Annotated in this window: 24 protein-coding genes and 1 pseudogene; 10 read left to right on the top strand and 15 right to left on the bottom strand. The window is 56.4% G+C overall.

Annotated elements, in window-relative coordinates:
* Positions 1 to 8 precede the first annotated feature (8 nt).
* Positions 9 to 329 (top strand): hypothetical protein, encoded by a 321-nt coding sequence (locus GVJ63_RS06750; RefSeq protein WP_010248336.1) that lies wholly within the window; start codon positions 9 to 11, stop codon positions 327 to 329.
* On the opposite strand, the gene yejF is transcribed toward GVJ63_RS06750, so the two are convergent.
* The 9 genes from yejF to yeiP all read right to left on the bottom strand — a co-directional run bounded on the left by yejF (position 316) and on the right by yeiP (position 11,142).
* Positions 316 to 1,920, bottom strand: coding sequence for a microcin C ABC transporter ATP-binding protein YejF (gene yejF / locus GVJ63_RS06745; RefSeq protein ID WP_061703757.1), 1,605 nt, complete (start codon positions 1,918 to 1,920; stop codon positions 316 to 318). The two genes, GVJ63_RS06750 and yejF, sit on opposite strands and share 14 nt — an antisense overlap.
* Positions 1,921 to 2,943 (bottom strand): ABC transporter permease, encoded by a 1,023-nt coding sequence (locus GVJ63_RS06740; protein WP_159226597.1) that lies wholly within the window; start codon positions 2,941 to 2,943, stop codon positions 1,921 to 1,923.
* Complete coding sequence (locus tag GVJ63_RS06735; RefSeq protein ID WP_010248326.1) at positions 2,940 to 4,034, bottom strand: microcin C ABC transporter permease YejB; 1,095 nt, start codon at positions 4,032 to 4,034, stop codon at positions 2,940 to 2,942. Before GVJ63_RS06735 ends, GVJ63_RS06740 begins: the two co-directional genes overlap by 4 nt.
* Positions 4,035 to 4,045: 11 nt before the next feature.
* Positions 4,046 to 5,854, bottom strand: a complete 1,809-nt coding sequence (locus GVJ63_RS06730) for an extracellular solute-binding protein (RefSeq protein ID WP_159226596.1) — start codon at positions 5,852 to 5,854, stop codon at positions 4,046 to 4,048.
* A gap of 44 nt (positions 5,855 to 5,898) precedes the next feature.
* Positions 5,899 to 7,461: a cyclic di-GMP phosphodiesterase gene (locus tag GVJ63_RS06725; protein WP_029519627.1), complete on the bottom strand. Its 1,563-nt coding sequence runs from the start codon at positions 7,459 to 7,461 to the stop codon at positions 5,899 to 5,901.
* A gap of 222 nt (positions 7,462 to 7,683) precedes the next feature.
* On the bottom strand, positions 7,684 to 8,259 hold the full coding sequence (gene mepS / locus GVJ63_RS06720) for a bifunctional murein DD-endopeptidase/murein LD-carboxypeptidase (RefSeq protein WP_010248316.1): 576 nt from the start codon (positions 8,257 to 8,259) through the stop codon (positions 7,684 to 7,686).
* A 512-nt stretch (positions 8,260 to 8,771) separates the two neighbouring features.
* On the bottom strand, positions 8,772 to 9,479 hold the full coding sequence (locus GVJ63_RS06715; RefSeq protein ID WP_010671014.1) for a phosphatase PAP2 family protein: 708 nt from the start codon (positions 9,477 to 9,479) through the stop codon (positions 8,772 to 8,774).
* Positions 9,480 to 9,524: 45 nt separating this feature from the next.
* The gene (locus GVJ63_RS06710) at positions 9,525 to 10,493 is read right to left on the bottom strand and encodes a GTP-binding protein (RefSeq protein WP_010671013.1); all 969 of its coding nucleotides are present in this window, start codon (positions 10,491 to 10,493) and stop codon (positions 9,525 to 9,527) included.
* A gap of 76 nt (positions 10,494 to 10,569) precedes the next feature.
* Complete coding sequence (gene yeiP / locus GVJ63_RS06705; RefSeq protein ID WP_003854146.1) at positions 10,570 to 11,142, bottom strand: elongation factor P-like protein YeiP; 573 nt, start codon at positions 11,140 to 11,142, stop codon at positions 10,570 to 10,572.
* Positions 11,143 to 11,485: 343 nt separating this feature from the next.
* Between yeiP and GVJ63_RS06700 the strand changes: the two genes are divergently transcribed.
* On the top strand, positions 11,486 to 11,740 hold the full coding sequence (locus tag GVJ63_RS06700) for a YkgJ family cysteine cluster protein (protein ID WP_031292689.1): 255 nt from the start codon (positions 11,486 to 11,488) through the stop codon (positions 11,738 to 11,740).
* A gap of 48 nt (positions 11,741 to 11,788) precedes the next feature.
* Here the strand turns inward: GVJ63_RS06700 and GVJ63_RS06695 are convergent.
* A pseudogene (locus GVJ63_RS06695) lies at positions 11,789 to 12,016 on the bottom strand (type II toxin-antitoxin system VapC family toxin); the annotation flags it as partial.
* Positions 12,017 to 12,328: 312 nt separating this feature from the next.
* On the opposite strand from GVJ63_RS06695, the gene fruB reads away from it, so the two are divergent.
* The 3 genes from fruB to fruA are packed head-to-tail and all read left to right on the top strand — an operon-like array spanning position 12,329 to position 16,123.
* Positions 12,329 to 13,459, top strand: coding sequence for a fused PTS fructose transporter subunit IIA/HPr protein (gene fruB / locus GVJ63_RS06690; RefSeq protein WP_010248303.1), 1,131 nt, complete (start codon positions 12,329 to 12,331; stop codon positions 13,457 to 13,459).
* Positions 13,456 to 14,394, top strand: a complete 939-nt coding sequence (gene fruK, locus GVJ63_RS06685) for a 1-phosphofructokinase (RefSeq protein WP_010248301.1) — start codon at positions 13,456 to 13,458, stop codon at positions 14,392 to 14,394. The genes fruB and fruK overlap by 4 nt, the downstream gene beginning before the upstream one ends.
* A 16-nt stretch (positions 14,395 to 14,410) precedes the next feature.
* Positions 14,411 to 16,123, top strand: a complete 1,713-nt coding sequence (gene fruA / locus GVJ63_RS06680; RefSeq protein ID WP_159226595.1) for a PTS fructose transporter subunit IIBC — start codon at positions 14,411 to 14,413, stop codon at positions 16,121 to 16,123.
* 648 nt (positions 16,124 to 16,771) lie between these two features.
* Here the strand turns inward: fruA and nfo are convergent.
* Positions 16,772 to 17,617, bottom strand: coding sequence for a deoxyribonuclease IV (nfo, locus tag GVJ63_RS06675; protein WP_010671008.1), 846 nt, complete (start codon positions 17,615 to 17,617; stop codon positions 16,772 to 16,774).
* Between the two features lie 51 nt (positions 17,618 to 17,668).
* A complete protein-coding gene (locus GVJ63_RS06670; RefSeq protein ID WP_052272103.1) occupies positions 17,669 to 18,724 on the bottom strand; it encodes a YeiH family protein in 1,056 nt (351 codons plus the stop codon).
* Positions 18,725 to 18,830: 106 nt separating this feature from the next.
* Here GVJ63_RS06670 and GVJ63_RS06665 point away from each other — a divergent pair, with 106 nt between their 5' ends.
* From GVJ63_RS06665 to GVJ63_RS06645, 5 genes are all read left to right on the top strand, one after another.
* Positions 18,831 to 19,205 (top strand): YkvA family protein, encoded by a 375-nt coding sequence (locus GVJ63_RS06665; protein WP_010248287.1) that lies wholly within the window; start codon positions 18,831 to 18,833, stop codon positions 19,203 to 19,205.
* A 9-nt stretch (positions 19,206 to 19,214) separates the two neighbouring features.
* Positions 19,215 to 20,081 (top strand): DNA-binding transcriptional regulator YeiE, encoded by an 867-nt coding sequence (gene yieE, locus GVJ63_RS06660; RefSeq protein ID WP_159226594.1) that lies wholly within the window; start codon positions 19,215 to 19,217, stop codon positions 20,079 to 20,081.
* A gap of 117 nt (positions 20,082 to 20,198) precedes the next feature.
* Positions 20,199 to 21,665: an amino acid permease gene (locus GVJ63_RS06655; protein ID WP_022625044.1), complete on the top strand. Its 1,467-nt coding sequence runs from the start codon at positions 20,199 to 20,201 to the stop codon at positions 21,663 to 21,665.
* A gap of 208 nt (positions 21,666 to 21,873) precedes the next feature.
* Positions 21,874 to 22,950 carry an iron ABC transporter permease gene (locus tag GVJ63_RS06650; RefSeq protein WP_010248280.1) on the top strand — a complete coding sequence of 359 codons (1,077 nt, stop codon included), beginning with the start codon at positions 21,874 to 21,876 and terminating at the stop codon, positions 22,948 to 22,950.
* Entirely contained in the window at positions 22,950 to 23,738 is a 789-nt protein-coding gene (locus GVJ63_RS06645) for an ABC transporter ATP-binding protein (protein WP_033758742.1), read from the top strand. Before GVJ63_RS06650 ends, GVJ63_RS06645 begins: the two co-directional genes overlap by 1 nt.
* Positions 23,739 to 23,889: 151 nt before the next feature.
* Here GVJ63_RS06645 and fghA read toward each other — a convergent pair whose 3' ends face one another.
* From fghA to GVJ63_RS06630, 3 genes are all read right to left on the bottom strand, one after another.
* A complete protein-coding gene (gene fghA, locus GVJ63_RS06640; protein WP_033778753.1) occupies positions 23,890 to 24,732 on the bottom strand; it encodes an S-formylglutathione hydrolase in 843 nt (280 codons plus the stop codon).
* Between the two features lie 12 nt (positions 24,733 to 24,744).
* Positions 24,745 to 25,869 (bottom strand): S-(hydroxymethyl)glutathione dehydrogenase/class III alcohol dehydrogenase, encoded by a 1,125-nt coding sequence (locus GVJ63_RS06635; RefSeq protein ID WP_010248270.1) that lies wholly within the window; start codon positions 25,867 to 25,869, stop codon positions 24,745 to 24,747.
* A 100-nt stretch (positions 25,870 to 25,969) separates the two neighbouring features.
* The gene (locus GVJ63_RS06630) at positions 25,970 to 26,881 is read right to left on the bottom strand and encodes a LysR family transcriptional regulator (RefSeq protein WP_010248266.1); all 912 of its coding nucleotides are present in this window, start codon (positions 26,879 to 26,881) and stop codon (positions 25,970 to 25,972) included.
* Between the last annotated feature and the right edge of the window lie 95 nt (positions 26,882 to 26,976).

Here is a 26,976-nt window from a genome sequence, read left to right as displayed (position 1 = left end):
AGTAAACTATGCTGCAACTTTCGATTGTGCATCGTCTGCCACAGCATTTTCGCTGGGCCAGCGATCACCACAGTGCTATCGAATCCGATGACACCACGCTGGACGAGCAGGATTTCGTTGCGCTGCGCTTGATCAGCCATGATGGCATTCCGGCGTGGGAGATCCTTCAGCAGCTAAAAGAGGTTCTGGCGGATATTCAGGTCGATTGTAAAGTGGCCGAGTGCGAAGGACAGCCCTGCCTGTTCATTCAGCGTCGTGACGAAAGCGCCACCAACTGCTGCCTGAAAAATCAGGGCGTAGCGATTGCCGAAACCTTTATCGCAGGTTGAGTTGCGCCGACTGCAGCAGCTCGCGGGTATACCCGGCCGCGGGTGAAGCAAACAACCTTTCACACTCTCCCTGTTCCACCACTTCTCCCTGACGCAGCACAATAAGCTGGTGACACAGGGCGCGTACCACATCCAGATCGTGACTGATAAACAGATAGCTGAGCTGCCGCTGCTGCTGTAAGCGGCGTAACAGCGTCAGAATCTGCTTCTGCACCGTGCGATCCAGCGATGAGGTCGGTTCATCCAGCACCAGCAACTCCGGCTCCAGAATCAGTGCACGCGCAATGGCAATACGCTGTCGCTGACCGCCCGAAAATTCGGCCGGATAACGATGGCGACTTTCCGCTTCAAGCCCCACCTCCGCCATTACCTCGATGACCCGCTGCTCCTGTTGCGCACGGCTAAGTTCGGGCTGATGTACCGCAAGCCCTTCCGCAATGATCTGCTGCACTGTCATACGCGGATTCAGTGAAGAGTTAGGATCCTGAAACACCACCTGAATGCGCTGACGCAGCGGCAATAACTGACGACGTGACAGCTGATGCAGCGGCTGGCCGTCAAACCAGACTTCGCCGCGCGAGGCAATCAGCCGCAGCAGTGCCAGCCCGGTAGTGCTTTTACCTGATCCGGACTCGCCCACCAGCCCCAGACTTTCGCCGCGCCGCAGGCTGAAGCTCAGCCCGGAGAGCACCTGTTTCTCACCACTCTGCCGGCGGAACAGCCCGCGCCGCAGCGGAAAGCTGACCTGAAGATTATCGACCCGAAGAATGACCGGCGCGTCTGCGGGCAGCGGCAGCGCTTTTCCTTCCGGTTCGGCAGCCAGCAACTGCTGGCTGTAAGGGTGTTGCGGCTGATTCAGCAGGACCTGGCAGCGGTTCTGTTCGACGATGTGACCATTGCGCATCACGCTAACGTTATCCGCCAGCTGACGCACGATATTCAGGTTATGGGTGATAAACAGCATGCCCATATTCAGCTCTCGCTGCAGTTCACGAAGCAGCGTCAGGATTTGTGCCTGCACCGTCACATCCAGCGCGGTGGTTGGCTCATCGGCAATCAGCAGCTGAGGCTCGGTCAGCAATGCCATGGCGATCATCACCCGCTGACGTTCTCCACCCGAAAGCTGGTGGGGGAAATCATTGAGCCGGGTGGCGGGCTGCCGTATCCCGACCCGATCAAGCACGCTGAGAATTTCACCGCGTGCCGCCGGACGACGCAACCCGCGATGCAGCGACAGCACTTCATAGAGCTGCTTCTCCACGGTGTGCAGCGGATTAAGCGATACCATCGGCTCCTGAAAAATCATCGCGATCTGGTTGCCGCGAATCCCGCGCAGGCGCTGCTCGCGCGCGCGCAGCAGATCTTCACCGTTAAACAGAATCTCACCGCTGGGATAAACCACCGCAGCCTCATGCAGCAGTCGCATCACCGAGAGTGCCGTGACGCTCTTGCCGGAACCCGACTCGCCCACCAGCGCCAGCGTTTCGCCCGCGTCGATGCGCAGTGAAACGTCATTCACCACCTGGCGAAGCGTCTCGCCCTGACGAAAGGCGACCGAGAGATGATTGATGGCAAGCAATGGCGTGTTCATTCAGGCTCCTTTGCCCGGATCAAAAGCGTCGCGTACCGCTTCGCCAATAAAAATCAGCAGCGAAAGCAGGATCGCCAGGGTGAAAAAGCCCGCCAGGCCTAACCAGGGTGCCTGCAGGTTATTTTTGCCCTGCAGCAGTAACTCGCCCAGCGAGGGCGAACCCAGCGGCAGGCCAAAGCCGAGAAAGTCGAGTGAGGTCAGCGTGGTAATCGATCCGCACAGAATAAATGGCAGAAAGGTCAGGGTGGCGACCATGGCATTTGGCAGCATGTGGCGCAGCATAATCCGGCCGTCGCTAACCCCCAGCGCCTGCGCCGCACGGATGTAATCAAAGTTTCGGGTACGCAGAAACTCGGCCCGGACCACGCTGACCAGGCTCATCCAGCCGAAAGCCACGGTGACCAGCAGCAGCCACCAGAAACCCGGCTGGATCACGCTGGAGAGGAGAATCAGCAGAAACAGCGCAGGCATGCCGGACCAGACTTCAATCAGCCGCTGCCCAATCAGATCAATCCTGCCGCCGAAATAGCCCTGCACCGCGCCGACTACAATCCCGATGACGCTGGAGAAGAGTGTCAGCATCAGTCCGAACAGCAGAGAAATGCGCGTGCCATAGAGCAGGCGTGCCATCACGTCGCCGCCGTTGGCATCCGTGCCGAGCCAGTTCTGCGCAGAGGGCGGAGAGGGGAAGGGCACCTCGGTGGCAAAGTTGATAGTGCTGTCGCTGAAACGAATCGGTGCCCATATGGCCCAGCCACTCTGCTCAATGCGCTGCCGCAGCCAGGGATCCTGATAATCTGCCGCTGTCGCCAGTACGCCGCCATAGTCGGTTTCGCTGTAGTCAAACAGCAGCGGCACTGTCCAGCGCTGCTGGTAACGCACCAGCAGTGGCTTGTCATTGGCAATCAGTTCGGCACCCATCGACAGCAGAAAGATGATCAGAAAGATCCACAGCGACCAGTAGCCGCGCCGGTTATGACGAAAGCGCTGCCAGCGCTGTTGATTTAGCGGAGAGAGCGTCATGAGCGGCTCCCGAAATCGATGCGCGGATCGACCAGCGTATAGGTGAGATCACTGAGAATATTCATCAGTAAACCTATCAGCGTAAAAATATAGAGCGTGCCAAACATCACCGGATAGTCACGTTGCAGAGTCGCATCATAGCCGAGCAGCCCAAGTCCGTTGAGTGAGAACATAACCTCGATCAGCACTGAACTGGTAAAGAACATGCTGATAAAGGTGGCGGGGAAGCTGGCGATCACCAGCAGCATCGCATTGCGAAACACATGGTGATAGAGAATACGGCGCTCCGGCACCCCTTTGGCGCGCGCAGTCACCACATAGAGCTTGCGGATCTCATCCAGAAACGCGTTTTTCGTCAGCATGGTCAGCGTGGCGAAGCCGCCGATCACTGTCGCCAGCACCGGCAGGGCGATATGCCAGAAGTAGTCCAGCACTTTGCCATACCAGGGCAGTGTGTCGTGCTGCGCAGAGGTGAGCCCGCGCAGCGGAAACCAGTCCAGATAGCTGCCACCGGCAAATAGCACGATTAACATGATGCCGAACAGAAAAGCCGGGATGGAGTAGCCAATGATAATAAAAGCGCTGCTCCAGACATCGAAAGCGCTGCCATTGCGCACCGCTTTGCGGATCCCCAGCGGGATCGACACAAGGTAGATGATCAGTGTGCTCCATAATCCCAGACTGATCGAAACCGGCAGGCTCTCTTTGATCAGCCCGATCACCGAGGCACTGCGAAACAGGCTGTCGCCAAAATCCAGACGCAGATAATTCCACAGCATCTCGCCGTAACGCTGCCAGAGAGGTTTATCGAAACCGTAACGCTGTTTAATCTCAGCAATCACTTCGGGATCCAGCCCGCGTGCGCCACGATACTGATTATCGGCAGGATTGAGATGACTGACGCTGGCGCGTGAACCGGCGCTGTCTGCACCACTGCCGGGCAGACCGGTTGTCTGACCAAACTGAATGTTAGCCAGCGCCTGATCGACCGGTCCGCCGGGCGCGATTTGCACGATAAAAAAATTAAGCGTGATGATCGCCCATAACGTTGGGATGATCAGCAGCAATCTGCGCAGAAAGTAAGCGGCCAACGGTGATCTCCTTAGCGTTTGCTGGCCGGCAGGCGTCCGGCTTTGTTTGTGTCGTACCACCAGTTTTCCAGTCCGACGCTGTAGGCTGGCTTGCGGGCAGGGTGAGAAAACTTATCCCAGTACGCCAGCCGCTGCTCTGCGTTGTACCACATCGGGATCATATACGCATTCCACAGCAGCACCCGGTCCAGCGCCTGGGCCAGCGGCCGCAGCGCGGCGGGATCACCCTGATGCGCCACAATCTGTTTCACGAAATGATCGACTACAGTCTCTTTGACCCGCGCGGTATTCCACGACGAGGCAATAAAGTCAGACTGCCACAGGATCTGCAGACTGGAGGTCGGGATCGGCATTGCCCCATAGACCGTGGCAATCATGTCATAGTCGCCTTCGCGCCAGCGCCGCAGATACTGCGAGTTGTCGATCTGCCGCAGGTTCAGCGTAATGCCAAGCCGGGAAAGATTGTGCTGGAACGGTAACGCCCAGTCGGTATTGGTGCCACCGCGCAGCAGGAGTTCAATGGTAAACGGCTGACCGGTTTTATCATTGACCAGACGGTGATTTTTTATCTGCCAGCCCGCCTGTTTCAGCAGGTCAGACGCTTTTAACAGGCTGGCGCGGTCATAGCCGCTGCCGTCGGTTTTGTGTGGCTGATAAGGCTGGCTGAACAGCTCAGGTGGCAGTTGCGCGCGCCAGGGTTCAAGCAGGGCCTGCTGCTGTGCATCCGGCACGCCGCTGGCCGCATACGCCGTGTTCTGGAAATAGCTGCTGGCGCGCTGCCAGGCACCGTAATAGAGCGCCTTGTTCATCCACTCGAAATCGAACATCAGTGACAGCGCCTGACGCACGCGGCGATCCTGGAACAGCGGTTTTTCATTGTTGAATGCCAGCCAGCGGGTATCGATAGCGGCATCGTTAGGCGTGGTCTCTTTAACGATGCTGCCATCGTCAAAATTGCGGCCACGATACTGAGTGGCCCATTTCTTTGCCGATGTCTCTTCACGCAGATCGTAAGCACCCGCCTTAAAGGCTTCAAATGCCACATTGTCATCCAGATAGTAGTCATAGCGCATTCGATCAAAATTAAAGCGTCCGCGATTGACCGGCAGATCAGCGGCCCAGTAATCTTTTACCCGGCTGAACTCAATAAACTGTCCCAGCTTCCAGCGGGTGATGCGATAGGGTCCGCTCGACAAGGGTGGCTCGCTTAACGGCTCATTAAACTTCTTATCGCGCCAGAACGACTCTGCGATAACCGGCAGCGTCAGTAAGCCAAGCAGCAGATCTTTATCCGGCTTCTGTGCCTCGATGCGTACAGTGAGATCGTTCAGCGCTTTAACGGTCACGCCACGGTAGGCGACGCGAAATTGAGGCACGCCCTCGGTCATGAATTTCTGATAGGTGAACGCCACGTCGCGGGCGGTTATTGGTGTGCCATTCTGAAAACGGGCGCGGGGATTAAGGCGGATCTCAATCCATGTAAAATCGCTGGCGTAGCGCGCTGACTCGGCAATCAGCGGATAATAACTGCCAGGTTCATCGTCTGAGCTGGTGTAAAGCCCATCATAAAGCGTGCCGGTGTTAATGCCCGGATTACCGCGAGAAGCGTAGCGGTTGAAGTTGTCGTAAGTGCCCACTACCGCCATGGTGATGCTGCCGCCTTTGGGTGCGCGGGGATCGGCGTAGTCGTAATGGCTGAAGCCGGGCGGATATTTCGCTTCACCGGCCTGGGTGAACGCGTAGCTTTGCTGCACAGAAGCTGCCAGCAGCGGGGCGCTGAGCAGGCCGCACAGCAGCAGAAGTCCGGAACGAAACAGCATGCACTCTCCTGTCAGATGTCTGGCGCAGTTCGGGCCAGGTAGTGTCAGGCGTTATGACGCCGGAAATAGTCTATCAGCGTTTCCGGCCGCAGCGGACGGCTAAAGATGTAACCCTGCAGATGGGTCACACCGCGGTTAATCAGCCAGGCAGCCTGCTCGCCGGTTTCTACCCCTTCGGCCACACTTTTCAGGTTCAGCTTCTTCGCCAGCTGCAGCACGGTATCGAGCACCGGCGAGGTCAGGCTATCCGTACCGATGCTCTGAACAAAGCCGCGATCGATTTTCAGATAATCAAAGTCATAACGTTCCAGATAGATCAGCGCGCTGTGACCGGTACCGAAATCATCAATGGCGATATGGATCTGCTGCTGATGCAACCAGTCAAACAGTTCTCCGACGTTTTCGTCGCGCACCATGGCTCGCTCGGTGATCTCAAACACGTAAGTAAAGTGGTCTGCAGGCATAGTATCAAGCCAGCGCAGCACATCCTGACGGAAACCGCTGTCAGCCAGATGCAGGGGCGAAATGTTGAGGCTGAGGCAGGCATGACGGGGAATGGTATGACACAGCAGGTGGGCATCACGGGAAACCAGCTGAAACAGATGTCGGGTCAGGGGAATAATCAGGTTCTGCGCCTCGGCATAGTGAATAAACACATCGGGCGGAATCGGGCCTTTCGTCGGGTGGGTCCAGCGCAGTAACGCTTCCATCCCATACGGCTGACCATCATGGGAGGTGACCAGCGGCTGATATTCGACGTGAAATTCACCGCGCTTCATGCCCCGAATCAGCTCTTTACCAGGGCGCTGATAAACCGACAACAGCAGCCAGCAAGCGCCTGAAACCAGCAGCGACAGTAGCAGGCCGCTCAGCAGGATATTCTGATAATCGCTGAACGCCAGAGTGGAACCGTACAACACAAACTGCAGCGGATAGCCTGTCAGCGCCTGCCGGTGCAGCGGCGTCGGCAGGTTTTTATTCTGCATGACGACGGATTGCCAGCTGGTTAAGGCACTGCGTTGTGCCACCAGTGCCATACCGGTGATTTCCGGATGCCCGGACGCCAGCAGCTGATAGGGTGCCAGGGTAATATTCAGCGTCGCGAAAACGCCTGACTGCAGGCTGCCGGGATTTTTGATCCACAACGCCAGCGCCGGTTTATTGGGCTGCAACGGCGTGCCCGGCATCAGCTGCAGATCGATATCACGCGAAATATCACTCAGGGGCGCAATTACATTGAGCGGCAGATTAAAACTGCCGGTGGCCGAGGAGCAAAAGGCATTACCTTCTTTAACCAGCAGGATGGCACGAAGATTTCCGGCAAAGGCGGCGCGTGAGGTAAGTTCACGATTGATGGTATTGCAGGCAGTGTGGGTAAACGGAAGCAGGGGACTGAGAGTACTGTTAATCAGGCTGGAGAGCGTTTGCTGCAATGCCGTGCGGCTGTTCTCCAGCAGTTGCTGATGCTGTCGTTCGCGCTTCTGCCAGGTCTGGTGAAGCGAGAGGGCAGCAAATAACAGAAAGAATAAGCCGCCAGCCATCGCACTACTCCATGCGATACGGCGAGGATAGGTGGCATGGCGCCGTAGCGCCCCCGACAGTGGCATGAGGAGCTTCCCCTAATCAAATTATTATTATGTTATTGCGCACGACGGCTTCGGTTTAAGCGACCGAGAATATAACGAGACGGCGGGAAATGTCTTGCTATTAATCTGAGTCAGAATGCTTTTATCTTATATAACTGCTGGTAAAAATGATTAAAGGCGAAAAAAAACGCTGCATAAGCAGCGTTTCATGTTCTCTGGCTGAGAGAAGATCGAAAGTGGTTATCAGGTCGGGTTACGACTTAATACACGGCGTCCTTCACGGTAGCGCTTTTTCCAGTAATCATCATTCAGACTGGAGATCATCACGCCACTGCTGGTCGAGGCATGAACGAAGTTATCGTTGCCAAGATAGATGCCAACGTGACGGCCCGTAGAGCCTGCACGGAACATCACCAGATCGCCGGGACGCAGTTTACTGCGGGTAATCTCTTTACCGGTGTCCTGCTGCTGAGAGGTAGAACGCGGTAATTCTAAGCCAAACTGATCGCGGAAGGTGCGTTGTACAAAGGCGGAACAATCGATCCCGCGTTTAGTATCGCCACCGAGGCGATAGCGCACACCTTTCCAGACGGCGTATTGTTCCATGATGCGCGACTTAACGTCGACATTACGCACCATTTCTTCAAACTCATCCTGAGACGCCTGAAGTAAAAAACCATTGTGGTTGTTAACTTCATGATTCTCGTTATTCGCGTTTTGACTGCTATGGGTACTGCTACAAGCTGAGAGGAGTGTTGCCAGCGCCACTGCGGGCACGATCCGCAAGATATATCTCAGTATTGGTTGAGACTTGACCATTATTCGGGTTTTCCTTCGATTTCCTTACGACAAGATTGTCGCCAGCCAGATGACAAAACAGGGAGATTAATAAGCGAAACAGACTAAGACAAATCCTTAATTACTAAAATGTGTTAATGGACACATTTTAACGGTAAAAAATCCGAATTTTCTGCCGCTTTTGCCTCACTGCGACTGAGGTTAACTGATTACAGACGCCGTGGCGAGTGCTTTTAATCAATTTCATATAGGTTTTTTTGATGTGAAATCAAACCGTAACACACTGACTACTTTAGCTACAATTGTGGTCAAATGATGGTGAGAACAGGGAGTTAAAGGGGGGCTAATTCGGGGCATAGCCGCTATTTTTAGAGTTTTCTTTATTGACAGAGGATATTGGCGACTATTTAACCTGCCAGCTGGGTCATAACCTTTTCTTTTCGTGAATTTAATTAGCAGGCTAATAGTGATGGGGTGTTTTTTATAAGCACGGGCGGTTCAAACCAGGGGTTTAAATCGCCCGCGCTTAACATTTACGTCACGGGCTTATATTTACCCGGCAATTTGCGATAAAACCAGTTAACCAATACGTCACTGGCTGGCGTTAATAGCCACCAGCTCAGACCCACTAATACCACCGACATTGAACCGACGGCAACATCGGTAAACCAGTGCGCACCGGCCATGATGCGTGGCAGTGAAAATATCACCACAATAGCCGTGGCAATTAAAAAGCGGCTGAAACCAAAATAACGCCAGATAAAGCAGGCGAAAATGATCAGCATCATACCGTGGTCGCCGGGGAAGCTATCTTTTGAAGCATCTTTAGCGGGAATACCGGTCAGTTCACTGACGCGATGCACGTTTTCGAAGAACAGTGTCGGACTGGAGTGTTTAACCGGCAATAAATGGCCCAGCTGATTGAGAACGACGGCGGTCAGCAGCATGGTGATGCCGATTGCCAGCATCCGGCGCTGCGCCTGTGGCGTTTCGCGCCGCCAGATCGACAGGTAAAGCAGACCCATCGCCAGCAATGACACCGCATCAAAACCACGGTAATTCGTGATAGCGACGATCAGCGCGAACAGCGGATGGGTCACCATCTGGCTATTGAAGCCAAAGAAAATAGATTTATCGACGCCGAACCAGAAGCCATGTTCCGGGGGCAGATACCATGACAGAAATAGCACCACGCCCAGTGCATTAAGCAGCAGGATAGTAATAAGGCGAGTTACGCGCATAGTTAAACTCATTATTATTAAAAATAACCGCCGACAATACCTCTGTCAGCGTAAACGGCACTTCAACAATGCCGATTGTAGACGATTCCAGTCAGCCTGTTGAGAATGAATGATCTCAATGCGGCTATCGGATGGCGGTGAGGGGAGTGTTTCACTCTGCAGCTCATTTGCCTGGCGATTGATGCGCAGAGCGCCTTCTTTCGTGCGCATCACTCCTTTAACGCGATCTACCGGCGCCTGCCGAACCCATTCCAGCAGCATGCCGCTGTCGAACAGCGTATCACCATCAAACAGCCAGCCGCAGGCGCTATAGCCCTGTCCGTGGTTCAGCGCCCGACGCCAGCGCGCCTCGCCATTCAGTCGCAACGCCGCCAGACCGCTGGTGGGACCCGACGAATGATGGTGCTGCGGCACGGGAAGCTCGCGCGGCTGCCGGGGTGTATCCAGCAGGGAAAGGGGGATCTGACCAAATTCTGTCTCTATCAGAGGGCGCGCAGGCTGCATCTGCTGCTGCCAGTCAGCCAGGCGCTGATGATCCGCCTGATCCCAGCAGTCGCGCTTATTAGCGATAATAAGGTCGGCGGCAGCCAGCTGATCGCGGAAGTTTTCATTGGCAACGATACGAGGATCAGCCAGCTGACGCGCATCCAGCAGCGTTAGTGTGGCATTCAGTTGCAGCCACGACTGATAGACGGGCGCACTCAACATCTCCAGCACCTGACGAGGATGGCCCAGGCCGGTTGGCTCGATCAGCAGCCGATCGGGTTTACTCTTCAGCAGCATATTCAGCCCGACCTGCATCGGCAGGCCATTCACACAGCACAGGCAGCCGCCGGGGATCTCTTTCAGCGTGGCACCGCTATCGGCCAGCAGGGCGCCGTCGATCCCGATCTCGCCAAATTCATTAACCAGCACCGCCCAGTTTTCCCCGGACGGCCTGGCAGCCAGCAGATGGCAGAGCAGCGTGGTTTTGCCGCTGCCCAAAAAACCGGTAATCAGATTAACGCGTGTCATGGGGGTGACTCCTGCCGGGGAATAACGTGATAATGTAATAATATAACACTATCACGATCGGCAGCAGGCTTCTGATTTAGTCTGCACGGCCCATATAGCGGCGTTCAGCAATGTGGATGCGGATGCGGTCACCGTTGCTGAGGTATTCCGGTACCTGAATCGAGAGGCCTGTACTCATACCGGCGGGTTTGGTGCGAGCGCTGGCAGAAGCACCTTTAATGCCTGGTGAAGTATCCACAATCTCCATATCCACGGTTTGTGGCAGTTCCAGCGCCAGCACCTGACCTTCCATCGTCAGCACGTGAATGCCAGGGATACCGCCTTCAGGGATAAACAGCAGCTCTTCTTCAATCTGCTCCTGTTTAAAGGAGTAGGGGGTGTAATCCTCATCATCCATAAAAATATATTCGTCACCATCTATATAAGAGAAGGTCACGCTGCGACGGCTGAGCGAAATTGCATCAATAATCTCGTCGCCTTTAAAGCGCTCTTCCACTTTTAAGCCGGTGCGGACATCGGTAAAGCGCATTTTATACAGGGTGGCGGCACCGCGTGCGCTGGGGCTCTGGACATCAATATCTTTAACCAGCAGCAGTTTACCGTTGTGCGTGACGGCCATCCCTTTTTTGATTTCATTGGCTTTTGGCATTGCTGTTCTCGCTATCTTGAGAGTGAAGTGCGCGCAACGTTACTCGCGCCGATGAAAACTGGCAATATCACCGGCGTGAAATTTTGTCTCAGGCCGCGGCTTTCATGGCAATTGCCGCCCCGGACTGCTATTGTCGCCGCGACTTTCTCTGCCTGAGCACAGCATGCAATGCCGTAGCCAGGGCGGTGCCTGTTGTACAGCGCCCTCTATCTCTTCACCGATTTCTGACATGGGTGACAGTGAACGATTTAAGCAGGAAGTTAAGAGCTGAAGGGGGTGGTGTCGCTCCCTCTGAGGTTCTGTTACTGTCTGTTGTATCCTGAAGGTCGCGTGAGAGGTGTTAATGCAGTGTCGTATTGATTGTGGTGCCTGCTGCATCGCGCCGTCAATCTCCAGTCCCATCCCCGGAATGCCGCAGGGTAAACCCGCGAATGTCCGATGCATTCAGTTATCGGATGAAAATTTGTGCATGATTTTCGGTTCAGATTTAAGGCCGAAAGTATGTGGAAGTCTGCAACCTTCAGTTGATATGTGTCTTACAGACCGTACCTCAGCCATGACCTACCTGATTGAGCTTGAAGCCAGCACTCGTGCCTGAGAACTCTCCCACCGCTTGGATTTAATCCCGCGTCAGCGGTTAGCTGACCTACTCTTCCAGCTGCAATCCGGGTACCCGTTCAAACTCGCGTGTGTTATTGGTCACCAGAATAGCCCTGGCCGCAATGGCATGCCCGGCAATCGCGGTGTCGTTGGGACCAATGGGCGTTCCGGCAGCAGCCAGCGCCGCTTTGATTTCAGTAGTTGCATCTACCGCTGCGCGATCCCATGAAAGCACAGCATCAAGACGTGCGCAGAATGCATCTACCAATTGCAAACGTATCTGCTGTAAACCGAAGCGGATACCGCGCCATCAGGCGCTGACGCTGCTGAAGTTTTTCGGTCCACCCATTCTCACTTTACAGCAGCAGCGTCAGCCTGTTCGTCCGCTAATCCGCTAAACCTGCCCGAAATGTGCGTAACGTCAAAAATCTGCTACGCCGTTTGCGCATTTTCTTGCCTGGTGAAAGCGGCTGTACCACAATCCCTGAAACGTTTCAGCGGTGACTGCGCCATCTGTTTTCCTCAGCATGGCGTAAAATCTTTCCCACTAGCTGAAACGATTCAATCTCAGCAAGCGAGGAGAATTATGTTCCAGCTCGAATTGCAGGCCATCCATACCGGAGCCAGCGCCCAGAATAAAGAAGAGGCCATTCGTCAGGTTGCTGCCGCGTTAACCGCGGCGGGCAATGTGACCGAAGGGTACGTCAACGGCATGCTGGCGCGCGAACAGCAAACCTCAACCTTTCTTGGCAACGGCATCGCAATCCCTCATGGCACCACCGATACCCGCGATCTGGTGCTGAAAACAGGCGTTCAGGTTTTCCAGTTTCCGCAGGGCATTGCCTGGGGTGACGATCAGACAGCCTATGTTGCCATCGGGATTGCCGCTAAGTCGGATGAACATCTGGCGCTGCTGCGTCAGCTGACCCATGTGCTGAGCGATGACACCATTGCAGAACAGCTAAAAACCGCCTCTGCTGAAGATCTTCGTGCGTTGCTGATGGGCGAGAAACAAGCCGCTGAATTCAGCTTCGACACCTCATTAATCACGCTCAACGTGGCTGCCAGCGATCTGATCACCTTACAGGCGATGAACGCCGGTCGGCTGCAGTCCGCTGGTGTGGTGGATGCCAGCTACGTCGCAGACGTGGTTTCAACGCCTCCGCTGAATCTGGGTCAGGGTATCTGGCTCAGCGACAGCAGCCTCGGCAACCTGCGCAGCGGCGTGGCTATCAGCCGCGCTGAACATGCCTTCGACCATCAGGGCGAATCGGCTGCGATGTTAATCAGCGTTTCGGCGACCGATGAACGTCCGCTGGAAGTGTTGGGTTACCTCAGCGCCTTGCTGCAGCAGGGCAAAGCGGATCGTCTGTTGAAAGCGGATGCTGCAGGCGTTTACGCACTGCTCACCAGCGAAGTCGATGAGCAGGCTGACGTGCTGACGGCTGAATTTACTATTCGCAACGAACACGGCCTGCATGCCCGTCCGGGCACGGCGCTGGTTAGCGTGATCAAGCAGTTCAACAGCGACATTACCGTGACCAATCTCGACGGCAGCGGCAAACCCGCTAATGGCCGTAGCCTGATGAAAGTGGTTGCGCTGGGCGTGAAGAAAGGCCATCGCCTGCGCTTCACCGCCAGCGGTGAAGATGCACAGCAGGCGCTGAACGCGATTGAAGAAGCGATCACCAGTGGTCTGGGTGAGGGGGCATCATGAGCAGACGCGTCGCCACCATTACGCTGAACCCGGCGTATGACCTGGTGGGATATACCCCTGAAATTGAACGTGGCGAAGTTAACCTGGTGAAAACCACCGGGCTGCATGCTGCGGGCAAGGGCATCAACGTAGCCAAAGTACTTAAGGATCTGGGTATCGATGTCACCGTCGGTGGCTTCATGGGGAAAGAGAATCAGGACGGTTTCCAGCAGTTGTTCAGTGAGCTGGGCATAGCCAACCGTTTCCATGTCGTGCCTGGCCGTACCCGTATCAACGTTAAACTCACTGAACAGACCGGTGACGTCACCGATCTGAATTTCTCCGGTTTTCAGGTGACGGCGCAGGACTGGGATCGTTTTACTACCGATTCTCTGACCTGGCTGGGCCAGTTCGATATGGTCTGCGTCAGCGGTAGCCTGCCTGAGGGCGTCGACCACGATGCCTTTACCCGCTGGATGACCGAACTTCGCACCCACTGCCCATGCATCATCTTTGACAGCAGCCGCGAGGCGCTGGTGGCAGGACTGAAGGCGGCACCGTGGCTGGTTAAACCTAACCGACGTGAGCTGGAAATCTGGGCCGGTCGCAAACTGCCAACCCTGCAGGATGTGATTGGCGCTGCGCACGAACTGCGCGAGCAGGGTATCGCCCATGTGGTGATTTCGCTGGGCGCAGAAGGTGCTCTGTGGGTCAACGCTTCTGGCGAATGGATCGCTAAACCGCCGGTGTGCGAAGTGGTCAGCACCGTGGGTGCAGGCGACTCAATGGTTGGTGGACTGATTTATGGCCTGCTGATGCGCGAATCCAGCGAACACACGCTGCGTCTTGCGACTGCCGTGGCGGCGATGGCCGTCAGCCAGAGCAATGTTGGCGTTTCCGATCGTACTCAGTTGGCCGCAATGATGGCGCGCGTCGACTTACAACCCGTTAACTGACAGCAGGAGAGCGATAATGAAAACGCTGCTGATTAAAGACCCTACACTGGGACTGGCTTCCGCATATATGGCACAACAGCGTCTGGCGGCTGCCGCCGCTGCGGCGGGCCTGACCCTGACTGATAATCCTGCCGACGCTGAGCTGGCGATTGTGCTGGGCAAAAACGTGCCGGACGATGCGGCGCTGAACGGCAAAGCGGTCTGGCTGGGCGATATCCAGCTGGCAGTACGTGAGCCAGAAACCTTCCTGAACCGCGCGAAAGCAGAAGCGAAAACCTGGCAGGCACCGGCTGCGGTAGCAACACCTGAAGCAGGCGCACCTGCTGCACCGGCTCAGGCTGGCGCGCAGAAACGCGTCGTCGCGGTGACCGCCTGTCCGACCGGCGTGGCGCATACCTTTATGGCTGCCGAGGCCATTCAGGCTGAAGCGACCCGTCGCGGCTGGTGGGTGAAAGTTGAAACCCGTGGTTCAGTGGGTGCCGGTAATGCGATCACTCCGGAAGAAGTCGCTGCCGCCGATCTGGTGATCGTCGCAGCTGATATCGAAGTCGACCTGGCGAAATTTGCCGGTAAGCCGATGTACCGTACCTCAACCGGTCTGGCGCTGAAGAAAACCGCGCAGGAGCTGGATAAAGCGGTAGCAGAAGCGAAGCCGTATAAAGCGGCGGCTGGCGGACAGAACAATAGCAGTGAAGAAGAGAAGAAAGGCGGAGCAGGGGCTTATCGTCACCTGCTGACCGGTGTTTCTTACATGCTGCCGATGGTGGTCGCAGGTGGTCTGAGCATCGCGCTGTCGTTTGCCTTTGGTATCACGGCGTTTAAAGAGCAGGGCACGCTGGCTGCGGCGCTGATGCAAATTGGTGGTGGCAGCGCCTTTGCCCTGATGGTGCCGGTGCTGGCGGGCTTTATCGCCTTCTCCATCGCTGATCGTCCGGGTCTGACGCCGGGTCTGATTGGCGGTATGATCGCCACCAGCATTAACGCAGGTTTCTTAGGCGGTATTATCGCGGGCTTTATTGCCGGTTATGCGGCGAAGCTGATCAGCGGCAAAGTTAAACTGCCGCAGAGTATGGAAGCGCTGAAACCGATACTGATTATTCCCCTGTTCGCCAGTCTGATCACCGGTCTGCTGATGATCTACGTAGTGGGTAAACCGGTTGCTGGCATCATGAACGGCCTGACGCACTGGCTGGCCAACATGGGAACGGCGAATGCGGTCCTGCTGGGTGCCATTCTGGGCGGCATGATGTGTACCGATATGGGCGGTCCGGTAAACAAAGTGGCTTACGCGTTTGGCGTCGGGTTACTGAGTTCGCAGACCTATGCGCCAATGGCAGCCATTATGGCAGCCGGTATGGTGCCACCGCTGGCGATGGGGCTGGCGACGCTGGTTGCCCGTCGTAAATTCAATAAAGGTCAGCAGGAAGGTGGTAAAGCGGCACTGGTTCTGGGTCTCTGCTTTATCTCTGAAGGCGCGATTCCGTTTGCCGCCCGAGACCCGATGCGCGTTCTGCCTTGCTGTATCGTTGGCGGTGCAACCACCGGCGCGATCTCCATGGCAATTGGCGCAAAACTGATGGCTCCGCACGGTGGACTGTTCGTACTGCTGATCCCTGGCGCGATTACCCCGGTTATCGGCTATCTGATGGCGATTATCATCGGCACCGCGATTGCGGGTCTGAGCTATGCGGTACTGAAACGTCCGGAAGAGCAGCTGGCGAAAGCCTGATTTGCAGAAGTGCATAATCTGCTGAAGTGAAAATAACAGGGAGCCGGATGGCTCCCTGTTTGCTTTTACAGACGGTTCCCGAAGTCAAAGCGACGGGAGCATACGACTGGAGTAAAGCATCGCGGGCCATGGACAAAAAGCCGGGAGCGTTTTTGAACAACGCAAAGCGTTGGCCCGGCTGCGGGCGCACCTCAGGGATGAGGTGCGTAATCGCCCGCGCTGCGCCTGCCAGGGATGGCGTTTTTTTGCGTCTTTACGGAAGGCGTATGCTCCCTGAGCCAGCGTTCTCTCTAAACGAAAAGGGAGCATGCCAGCCAGTTAAGCGACAGGTGATAACGCAGTCTGGTGCCGCTCAGGGGCTGGCGGTCCTCGCGCCGCTGCGCGGTTCCTTCACTTCATTCGCCTGCCTGACGGACCGCCGGGGATGGCACATCCTGTGCCGCCCCGCCTTTCGCCCGCGTCCTGCGGGCTCTCCTGGCAGACTCATTCTGTTCAGCGCTGCGGATTGCCTGCTCCTGATCGCCACCGGCCTGCTCAGGCCCGCACTGCGGCTCGCTCGCACTGACAAAAAAGCTGCCACGTTTGACCGTGACAGCCTTTACAAATCTAATCTTAACTGACCAGCATTAAGCCAGCTGGCTCCCTTTTCTATCCCTGCTGTTCGGCTTTCAGCCAGGCAATCTCATCTTTCCAGATATCGGGATTAATGGTTTCCAGAATCAACGGGATGCCATCAAACCGCGGATCTTTCATCAGCCAGCTAAACGCTGTTTTGCCGATATTGCCTTCACCCAGGCTGTGATGGCGGTCAACGCGACTGTCGAAGGCGCTTTTGGCATCGTTAAGGTGCATGCCGCGCAGATAGTTAAAGCCGACAATGCGCTCAAACTCGGCGAAGGTCGCTTCGCAATCCGCTTCGGTACGCAGATCATAGCCACCAGCAAACGCATGGCAGGTATCAATACAGACACCGACACGCGACTTATCTTCAACATGCTCAATAATGGTGGCGAGATGCTCGAAGCGGAAACCCAGATTACTGCCCTGACCGGCGGTATTCTCAATGACGGCGGTGACGTTCTGGCTCTGGTCGAGAGCGATGTTGATCGACTCCGCAATCCGCTTCAGACAGGCCTCCTCATCAATCTGATGCAGATGGCTGCCCGGATGGAAGTTCAGCAAAGTCAGGCCGAGCTGGTCGGCACGTCGCAGCTCATCAATAAAAGCGGCGCGGGATTTCTCCAGCGCCTCTTCAACCGGATGACCCAGGTTTATCAGGAAACTGTCGTGCGGCAGGATTTGCTGCGGACCGAATTTGTACGTCTCGCAGGCGGCGCGAAAAGCATCAATCACCTCAGTCGAGAGCGGGGCAGCCTTCCACTGACGTTGATTTTTAGTAAAGAGCGCGAAGGCGGTGGCTTCTATTTCATGGGCGCGGATCACTGCCTGATCCACGCCACCTGCCGCACTCACGTGTGCGCCAATATATTTCATGCCTTTCTCCTGGGGCTGTGCACGGATGAGACGGCATGATACCCGATGCCGCTAGCCCATGAAATGTTGCACCAGCAGATTGATTGCACCGCCGCCCGCGATTAACCAGACAAACACCATCGCACCCAGCAGCAGCGGTTTAACGCCTGCCTCACGCAATGCCCCGAAACGGGTGGTCAATCCCAGCGCCGCCATCGCCATCGCCAGCAGCAGACCCGCCAGCTGATTCAGCGTGGTCACCACCGCGGCAGGCAGCAGCTGCAGCGAGTTAAACAGTGCGACGGCAATAAACAGCAGGGCGAACCAGGGAAATGTCACAGCCTGGCGCGCGTTGCTTCCTTGACGTTTGCCGCGTATCACGGCGCTCAGGCAGAGCAGAAAGGGAGCCAGCATCATTACCCGCAGCATTTTGGCAATGACCGCACTGTTCTCAGCTTCCGGGCTGATGCTGTGTCCGGCGGCCACCACCTGCGCCACTTCATGGATGGTTGAGCCGGTAAAAACCCCGAACTGCGATGCACTGAGATCCGGGAACAGCTCATGCGCCAGCGGCCACAGCAGCGGATAGATAAAGATCGCCAGCGTGCCGAACAGCACCACGGTCGCGATAGCCACCGCAACTTTCGACGGCGCGGCTTTCACTACCGGCTCGGTCGCCAGTACAGCCGCAGCACCGCAGATACTGCTGCCCGCACCAATCAGCCAGACGGTATCGCGATCCAGCTTCAGCAGCCGCATGCCCAGCAGGCAGGTTATCAGGAAGGTACTGGTCAGGGTCAGCGCATCAATCAGGATGCCGCTGAAACCGACGTCAGCGATTTGTTGTAAAGTGATGCGAAAGCCAAACAGGATGATCCCCAGCCGCAGCAGTTTCTGCTTAGCCAGCAGCACGCCGTTGTCGCAGCGTGACGCCAGCGGCGAATAGATGCTGTTACCGACCAGGATGCCCAGCATAATCGCCAGAGTCAGTGAACCCAGCCCCAGGGCGGCAATCATCGGCTGCTGCGCCAGCCAGCTGGCTGCCCCGGCAATCACGGCGGTCAGCAGCAGACCCGGGATCCAGAGCGGAACGGGATGATGCGGTTTAGCGATGCTCAGTTCAGTCATGGTGGTCACTCCTCCTGGTTGAGACCCGATCATGACGGCGACTGGCTTAAAAGTGAAATTGATAATATATTTATAATTAACCAGAATAAACGATAAGGCAGCAATCATGATAGTTTCGCGTCTGCGCCGCTGGGCGACGCTGATCAAAAGAGATGTGTTTGTGCTGGGGTTTGCCTTCCGCGATCCCCGCACACCCTGGTGGAACAAGCTGGGGATGCTGGGGCTGGTCGCCTATGGCATCAGCCCGATCGATATCATTCCTGATGTGATCCCCTTTGTCGGTCTGCTGGATGACGCGGTGATTATCCCGACGGGCGTCATGGTGCTGCTGCGTTTACTGCCGCGAGAGGTGCGCATCAGCAGCAGCGAGCGGGCGCAGTCTCAACGTTCGCGTGGCAAAAAGATTGCAGGCTGGCTGGTGGCGATAGGGCTGATCTGGCTGGCATTAATCATTTACCTGGTCAGGCAGTCACTGAGTTAAGAGGCAACGATGCACATTACGCTGCGGCAAATTGAAGTTTTCACCGAAGTGCTTAAGAGCGGTTCCACCACTCAGGCTTCGCAACTGCTGGCGCTGTCGCAGTCGGCGGTGAGTGCAGCGCTGGCCGATCTGGAGAGTCAGCTCGGCGTGCAACTGTTTGACCGGGTCGGCAAACGGCTGGTGCTGAATGAGCATGGACGGCTGCTCTATCCCCGTGCAGTAGGGCTGCTGGAGCAGGCGGGCGAAATCGAGCAGCTGTTTAAAGAGGATAACGGCGCGATCCGCATTTTTGCCAGTAGCACCATAGGGAACTATCTGCTGCCAGGCATGATGGCCGCTTATCGTCGCGATTTTCCCCGCCTGCCGCTGGAGCTGAGTGTCGGCAACAGTCAGGATGTGATTCAGGCGGTTTGCGATTTCCGCGTCGATGTCGGATTGATTGAAGGGCCGTGCCATATGACCGAGCTGGTCAGTGAACCCTGGCTCGAAGATGAGCTGGTGGTGTTTGCCGCGCCAGATGCGGCGATTCTGCAACAGCCGGTGACGCTGCAAACCCTGGCTGACGCCCCGTGGATCCTGCGCGAACGCGGCTCCGGCACCCGTGAAATTGTCGATTATCTGCTGCTGTCGCATCTGCCGAGTTTTCAGCTGGGCATGGAGCTGGGCAATTCCGAGGCGATTAAACATGCGGTGCGGCACGGCATGGGCATCAGCTGTCTTTCGCGCCGGGTGATTGCCGATCTGCTGGAGGCGGGCACGCTGGTTGAACTGACGATTCCGCTGCCGCGTCTCATCCGCACGCTCTATCGCATCCATCACCGGCAGAAGCATATTTCCAAAGCACTGACGCGGTTTTTTTCCTATTGTCGCGAGTAATTACTAATAATTCCGGCGCGATCATGAAGTTAACTAATAACAGGTTGGCATTCGCTATACAGAGGCGATCTGGCTGCTACAATCGCGCCTCATTTTTACCCAGCGTAGCGTTAACACATGCATAATGACTCAAATACAACACAACAACCTGCATTACGACGTGCGTTAAAAGCCCGTCACCTGACGATGATCGCCATCGGCGGCTCCATTGGTACCGGCCTGTTTGTCGCCTCCGGTGCCACCATCGCTCAGGCTGGCCCCGGCGGAGCACTGCTCTCCTATATCCTCATCGGCCTGATGGTCTACTTCCTGATGACCAGCCTCGGCGAACTGGCTGCGTTCATGCCGGTATCGGGTTCCTTCGCCACCTACGGCGCAAAATATGTCGAAGAGGGCTTTGGTTTCGCACTCGGCTGGAACTACTGGTACAACTGGGCGGTGACCATCGCGGTTGACCTGGTGGCGTCCCAGCTGGTGATGAACTACTGGTTCCCCGACACGCCTGGCTGGATCTGGAGCGCGCTGTTCCTGGGGCTGATGTTCCTGCTCAACTACATTTCGGTCAAAGGCTTTGGCGAGGCGGAATACTGGTTCTCGCTGATTAAAGTGGCCACCGTGATTATCTTTATCATCGTTGGCGTGCTGATGATCACCGGCATTATGCGCGGTGCTGAACATGCGGGCTGGCAGAACTGGCAGGTGGGCGACGCGCCGTTTGCGGGCGGCTTTGCGGCGATGATTGGGGTGGCGATGATTGTGGGATTCTCCTTCCAGGGCACCGAGCTGATCGGTATCGCGGCGGGCGAATCTGAAGATCCGGCGAAAAATATTCCGCGCGCTGTGCGGCAGATTTTCTGGCGTATTCTGCTGTTCTATGTGTTCGCTATCCTGATTATCAGCCTGATCCTGCCATACACCGATCCGCAGTTGCTGCACAATGATATCGACGATATCAGCGTCAGCCCGTTCACCCTGGTGTTCCAGAATGCCGGTCTGCTCTCTGCCGCCGCCGTCATGAATGCGGTGATCCTGACGGCTGTGCTGTCAGCGGGTAACTCCGGGATGTATGCGTCAACGCGTATGCTTTATAACCTGGCCAGCGAAGGTAAAGCGCCACGGATTTTCGCGAAGCTCTCTAAAGGCGGCGTTCCGCGTAATGCCCTTTGGGCCACTACCGTGGTGGCCGGACTGTGCTTCCTGACCTCAAAATTTGGTAATCAGGAAGTCTATCTGTGGCTGCTGAATACTTCAGGCATGACCGGGTTTATCGCCTGGCTGGGTATTGCCATCAGTCACTATCGCTTTCGTCGGGGCTATGTCGCCCAGGGACGTGACCTGAACGATCTGCCTTACCGTTCCGGCTTCTTCCCGCTGGGTCCGATTTTCGCCTTTGTGCTCTGCCTGATCATCACGCTGGGTCAGAACTACCAGGCATTCCTCAACGACAGCATCGACTGGTACGGCGTGGCGGCAACCTACATCGGCATTCCGCTGTTCCTGATTATCTGGTTCGGCTACAAGCTGACGCGCGGCAGCCGTTTCGTTAAGTACAGCGAAATGGAGTTTCCGGTTCACAAAGATTAACTCTGCGTAATCGCCCGCACAAAACCCGCCAGGGATGGCGGGTTTTGCGTCTTTGCGAAAGGCGCAGGCTCCCTGAGCCATTCTCCTGCCTGCAACACCGTTTTTTACTGTTTTTTCACGTCTCGCTTATGTTCTCGAATTGATAATTATTATCACCTGCACTATTGTGGCTGCGTTTTCTGACGTGATAGCCACACAGGGTTCAAACATGACTACCGAAACTTCGCTGCTGGCGGGGGAAGAGACGCTTCACCACACCATGCAGAACTATCATCAGGTGCTGCGCCGCCGCTTAATCTGGATTGGCGTGCTGCTGCTGGCGATACTCGCCTCGCTGATCCTCGACTTCACGCTGGGTCCGGCGGGACTCTCACTTGAAACGCTGTGGAATACGCTGCTCAGCCCCGAGAGCGTCGATGCCGGCACGCGCGTCATTGTCTGGGACATTCGTCTGCCCTATGCGCTGATGGCGCTGGTGGTGGGGCTGTCGCTGGGTCTGGCGGGCGCAGAAATGCAGACCATCCTGAATAACCCGCTGGCCAGTCCGTTTACCCTCGGTGTCTCATCGGCGGCGGCGTTTGGCGCCGCGCTGGCCATCATCCTCGGCGTGGGTATTCCCGGCATTCCCGATCAGTGGTTAATTTCTGCCAACGCCTTTGTCTTTGCTCTGTTTGCCGCGCTGATGCTGGATGCCGTGACCCGCTGGACTCAGGTCTCTTCGGCGGGCGTGGTGCTGTTCGGTATCGCGCTGGTCTTCACCTTTAACGCCCTGGTATCCATGATGCAGTTCATCGCCAGCGAAGATACCCTGCAGGGCCTGGTGTTCTGGACCATGGGCAGCCTGGCGCGCGCCTCCTGGGAGAAGCTGGGCGTGCTGAGCGTGGCGCTGGCCATTCTGGTGCCGTTTTCCATGATGAGCAGCTGGAAGTTGACGGCGCTGCGTCTGGGCGAAGACCGCGCGGTAAGCTTTGGCATTGATGTGCGTCGTCTGCGTCTGACTACCTTACTGCGCATCAGCATCCTCTCTGCCCTGGCGGTCGCGTTTGTCGGCCCGATCGGTTTCATTGGGCTGGTCGCTCCCCATATCGCCCGCATGATGTTTGGTGAAGATCACCGTTTCTATTTGCCCGCCAGTGCGCTGGTCGGCGCGCTGGTGCTGTCGCTGGCGTCGGTCGCCTCGAAAAACCTGCTCCCCGGTGTAATCATCCCGGTTGGCATTGTCACCTCACTGATTGGCGTGCCGTTCTTCCTGAGTATTATTCTGCGTCATCGGGGGACGGTATGATGAAACAGGGTCTGACGTTACGCGGCTTCAGTGCCGGGTACCCAAAAAATAAAGTCATTGATAATCTTAATATCGCGCCGCTGCCGCGCGGCGAGATCACCGTGCTGCTGGGGCCGAATGGCTGTGGTAAATCGACGCTGCTGCGTGCACTGGCCGGGCTGAACAAAGGCCAGGGCGAGATGTGGCTCAACGGTGAGGATCTCATGACCCAGCCGTTTGCCCGGCGGGCGAAGAACGTGGTTTATCTGCCGCAGTCGCTGCCTGCGGGCGTGCATCTGCATGTGCTGGAGTCGATCATCGTGGCGCAGCGTGCCTCCGGTGGTCTGCACAGCGCCAGCAGCGAAGCGGAAATCATGCATCTGCTGGAGCAGCTGGGCATTGCCCATCTGGCGATGCGATATCTCGATCAGCTCTCCGGCGGACAGAAACAGCTGGTCGGGCTGGCGCAGTCACTGATCCGTCGCCCTAAGCTGCTGCTGCTGGATGAACCGCTGAGCGCGCTGGATCTCAACTACCAGTTTCACGTGATGGATCTGGTGCGGCGCGAAACCGCTCAGCGTAACATCGTGACGGTGGTAGTGGTGCATGACATCAATATTGCACTGCGTCATGCGCAACATGCGCTGATGCTGAAGCAGGGCGCGCTGGTGGCGGAAGGGCAGCCGGATAAGGTGATCACGCCTGCCACTCTGGCAAAGGTGTATGGCGTCGATGGTCGTATCGAACACTGCTCGCGTGGTATCCCGCAGGTGATGATCGACGGGCTGACCGGCCCGGCACTGGTCTGATATTGAGGAGGCGTCCGGTAGGGCGCTGAGCATCACTGTTCTGAGAAAGAAATTTTTACAGGGCAGGCTGGCAGGACGCTGGCTCTGTGACAGAGCGTTAGCCAGCAGAGCAGGCATAAAAGTTCAGGGCCGCGATTGCGGCCCTGATTGTTTACGCCAGCAGATGCTGCGCATGGAAGCGCAGATGATCTTCCACAAAGCTGGCTATAAAGAAGTAGCTATGGTCATAACCTGGCTGAATGCGCAACGTCAGCGGGAAACCCACCTCATTCGCGACCTCTTGTAACCGCTCCGGTTGCAGCTGATCGGCCAGGAACTGATCGCTGTCGCCCTGATCGATCAGCATTGGCAGCCGATGCGACACCTCCGCCATCAGCTGGCAGCTGTCATATTCCCGCCACGTTGCACGATCGTCGCCCAGATAGGCCTGAAACGCTTTCTGGCCCCAGGGTACCTGCATCGGATTCACAATCGGTGCAAAAGCGGAAGCCGAGGCAAAGCGGTTACCCAGACGCAGCGCCAGCATCAGCGCGCCGTGTCCGCCCATCGAGTGACCCATAATCGACTGACGTTCACTGACCTTGAAGTTATCCGCAATCAGGGCGGGTAACTCGTTGCTCAGATAATCGAACATGCGGAAATGGCTGGCCCAGGGCTGTTGGGTGGCATTGAGATAAAATCCCGCGCCCTGACCCAGATCGTATCCTTCATCATTCGCAACCCCTTCGCCGCGCGGGCTGGTGTCCGGCATAATCAGCACCAGACCCAGTTCCGCTGCAACCCGCTGTGCGCCGGCTTTGCTGGTGAAGTTTTCATCGTTACAGGTCAGCCCGGCCAGAAACCAGACCACCGGCGGCGGCGCATCACCGTGCGGCCCAGGCAGATAGATGCTGAAGGTCATCGGGCAATTCAGCAGCAAAGACTGATGACGCCAGCGCTGCTGCCAGCCGCCAAAAATACGGTGTTCTTCCAGTAGCTCCAGAGTGGATGCCATAACGCCTCCTGATTACTTGTTAAAGTGCACGACCGAGCGAATCGATTTTCCTTCGTGCATCAAATCAAAGGCGTCGTTGATCTCTTCCAGCGGCATGGTGTGAGTGATGAAGTCGTTCAGCGCAAATTTACCGTCGAGGTAATCCTGCACAATGCCAGGCAACTGCGAGCGGCCTTTGACGCCGCCAAACGCGGAACCGCGCCAGACGCGACCGGTCACCAGCTGGAAGGGACGGGTGGAGATCTCTTCACCGGCACCGGCGACGCCGATAATCACGGACTCGCCCCAGCCTTTGTGGCAGCACTCCAGCGCGGAACGCATCACGTTGACGTTACCAATACATTCAAACGAGAAATCCACGCCGCCGTCGGTCAGCTCGACAATCACATCCTGAATCGGCTTGTCGTAATCTTTCGGGTTGATCAGATCGGTGGCACCCAGTTTGCGTGCCAGATCGAATTTACTGGTATTAAGGTCGATGGCAATGATGCGGCCCGCTTTCGCCATCTTCGCGCCGATGACCGCAGAGAGGCCAATGCCGCCGAGACCGAAAATCGCCACGGTGTCGCCTTCTTTCACTTTGGCGGTGTTCATCACCGCGCCCATGCCAGTGGTCACGCCACAGCCCAGCAGACAAACCTCTTCCAGCGGCGCTTCTTTACTGATTTTCGCCAGCGAGATCTCCGGAATTACCGTGTACTCAGAGAAGGTTGAGGTGCCCATATAGTGGAAAATGGGTTTGCCATCTTTAAAGAAACGGGTGGTGCCATCCGGCATCAGGCCTTTACCCTGCGTGGTACGGATCGCCTGGCAGAGGTTAGTTTTGCCTGAAAGACAATATTTACATTTGCCACACTCCGGCGTGTAGAGTGGAATGACGTGGTCACCCACTTCAACGCTGGTCACGCCTTCGCCCACGGCTTCGACGATGCCGCCGCCTTCATGGCCAAGAATCGCCGGGAAAACGCCTTCCGGGTCGGTGCCGGACAGGGTGTAGGCGTCGGTATGACAGACGCCGGTCGCGACGATACGCACCAGCACTTCACCTTTCTGCGGTGGCATTAAATCAACTTCTTCGATTTTCAGCGGTTCGCCAGCAGCCCAGGCAACAGCGGCACGGGTTTTGATCATATTCATGCAATCCCTCTTCCAGTCAGATTGTGACGCGCAGTGGCGCCGGGTGGTCGTGATGATTCAAAGCCTGGTGGGTCAGGCTCTTAAACATAGCGTGGAACGCTTATTCCGCCGCCTGTAATGGGTAAATCAGCTCATCGTTGAGCGGACGATCGTCAAATTGTTCAATAATCAGGTACTTCAGTGCTTCAACATTCGGCGTAAAGGCGTCGCGTCGCCACATCAGCCAGGTGGCGGTGTCGCGATAAGCGGGAGGTAACGTATGCGCCTGCACCCGTGACCGATCCGCCATCTGCTTCAGCACCGAGGCCGGGATCATCGCTACGCCCGCACCGCCTGCCACGCAGGCCAGCATGGCGTGATAGGACTGAATCTCCATCACACTGTTGGGTGCAGTCTGGCTGTCCCGATACCAGCTCTCCAGCTTCACCCGGTAAGAGCAGCTGTTGCGAAAGGCAAACAGGGTATCGTCCTGCACGTCGCGCGCGGTGGCGATTGGCGCATGATCGAGGCCGGTGATCAGTATCATCTCTTCGCGAAAGGCGATGCAGCCATTGAGATCGTCATGGGAGACCGGGCCATCCACCAGCGCGGCCGCCAGGGTGCCTTCACGCACCCGATCGATGATTTCGCCCGAGGTGCCGGTAATCAGCGACAGCGCTACTTTGGGGAAGCGCTGGTGATAGGCGGCGAGCAGGCCGGGCAGACGCGTCGCCGCGGTGCTCTCCATTGAGCCCAGCGCAAAGTTGCCCGCCGGTTCACCGGTGCGGGTCATGCTCATCGCTTCTTCACTTAATGCCAGGATACGCTGCGCATAATTCAGAAAATTATGGCCCATTGGTGACAGGCGAATGCGCTGTTTCTCACGAATAAAGAGATCCACACCTAATTCTTCTTCCAGCTGGCGCAACCGCGTGGTGAGATTAGAGGGGACGCGATGCAGCTGTTCTGCTGCGCGCGCCAGTGAACCCGTTTCGGCGACGGAACAGAACATACGCAGCTGAACTAAATCCATATCTTCTCTTCCTGTAAGCAAGTTGGTTAAAATTATTCACTTTCCGTGAGTTTAATCATCCTGCATGCTGTTAGCAAGTCAGAAGAGATCTCAGG

Origin of the sequence: Pantoea sp. 18059 (assembly GCF_902706165.1) — a bacterium.
GTDB classification, from domain to species: Bacteria; Pseudomonadota; Gammaproteobacteria; order Enterobacterales; family Enterobacteriaceae; genus Pantoea; species Pantoea agglomerans.
The sequence above is the reverse complement of the archived record's forward strand: the minus strand, read 5'-3'. Positions and strand labels throughout refer to the sequence as shown.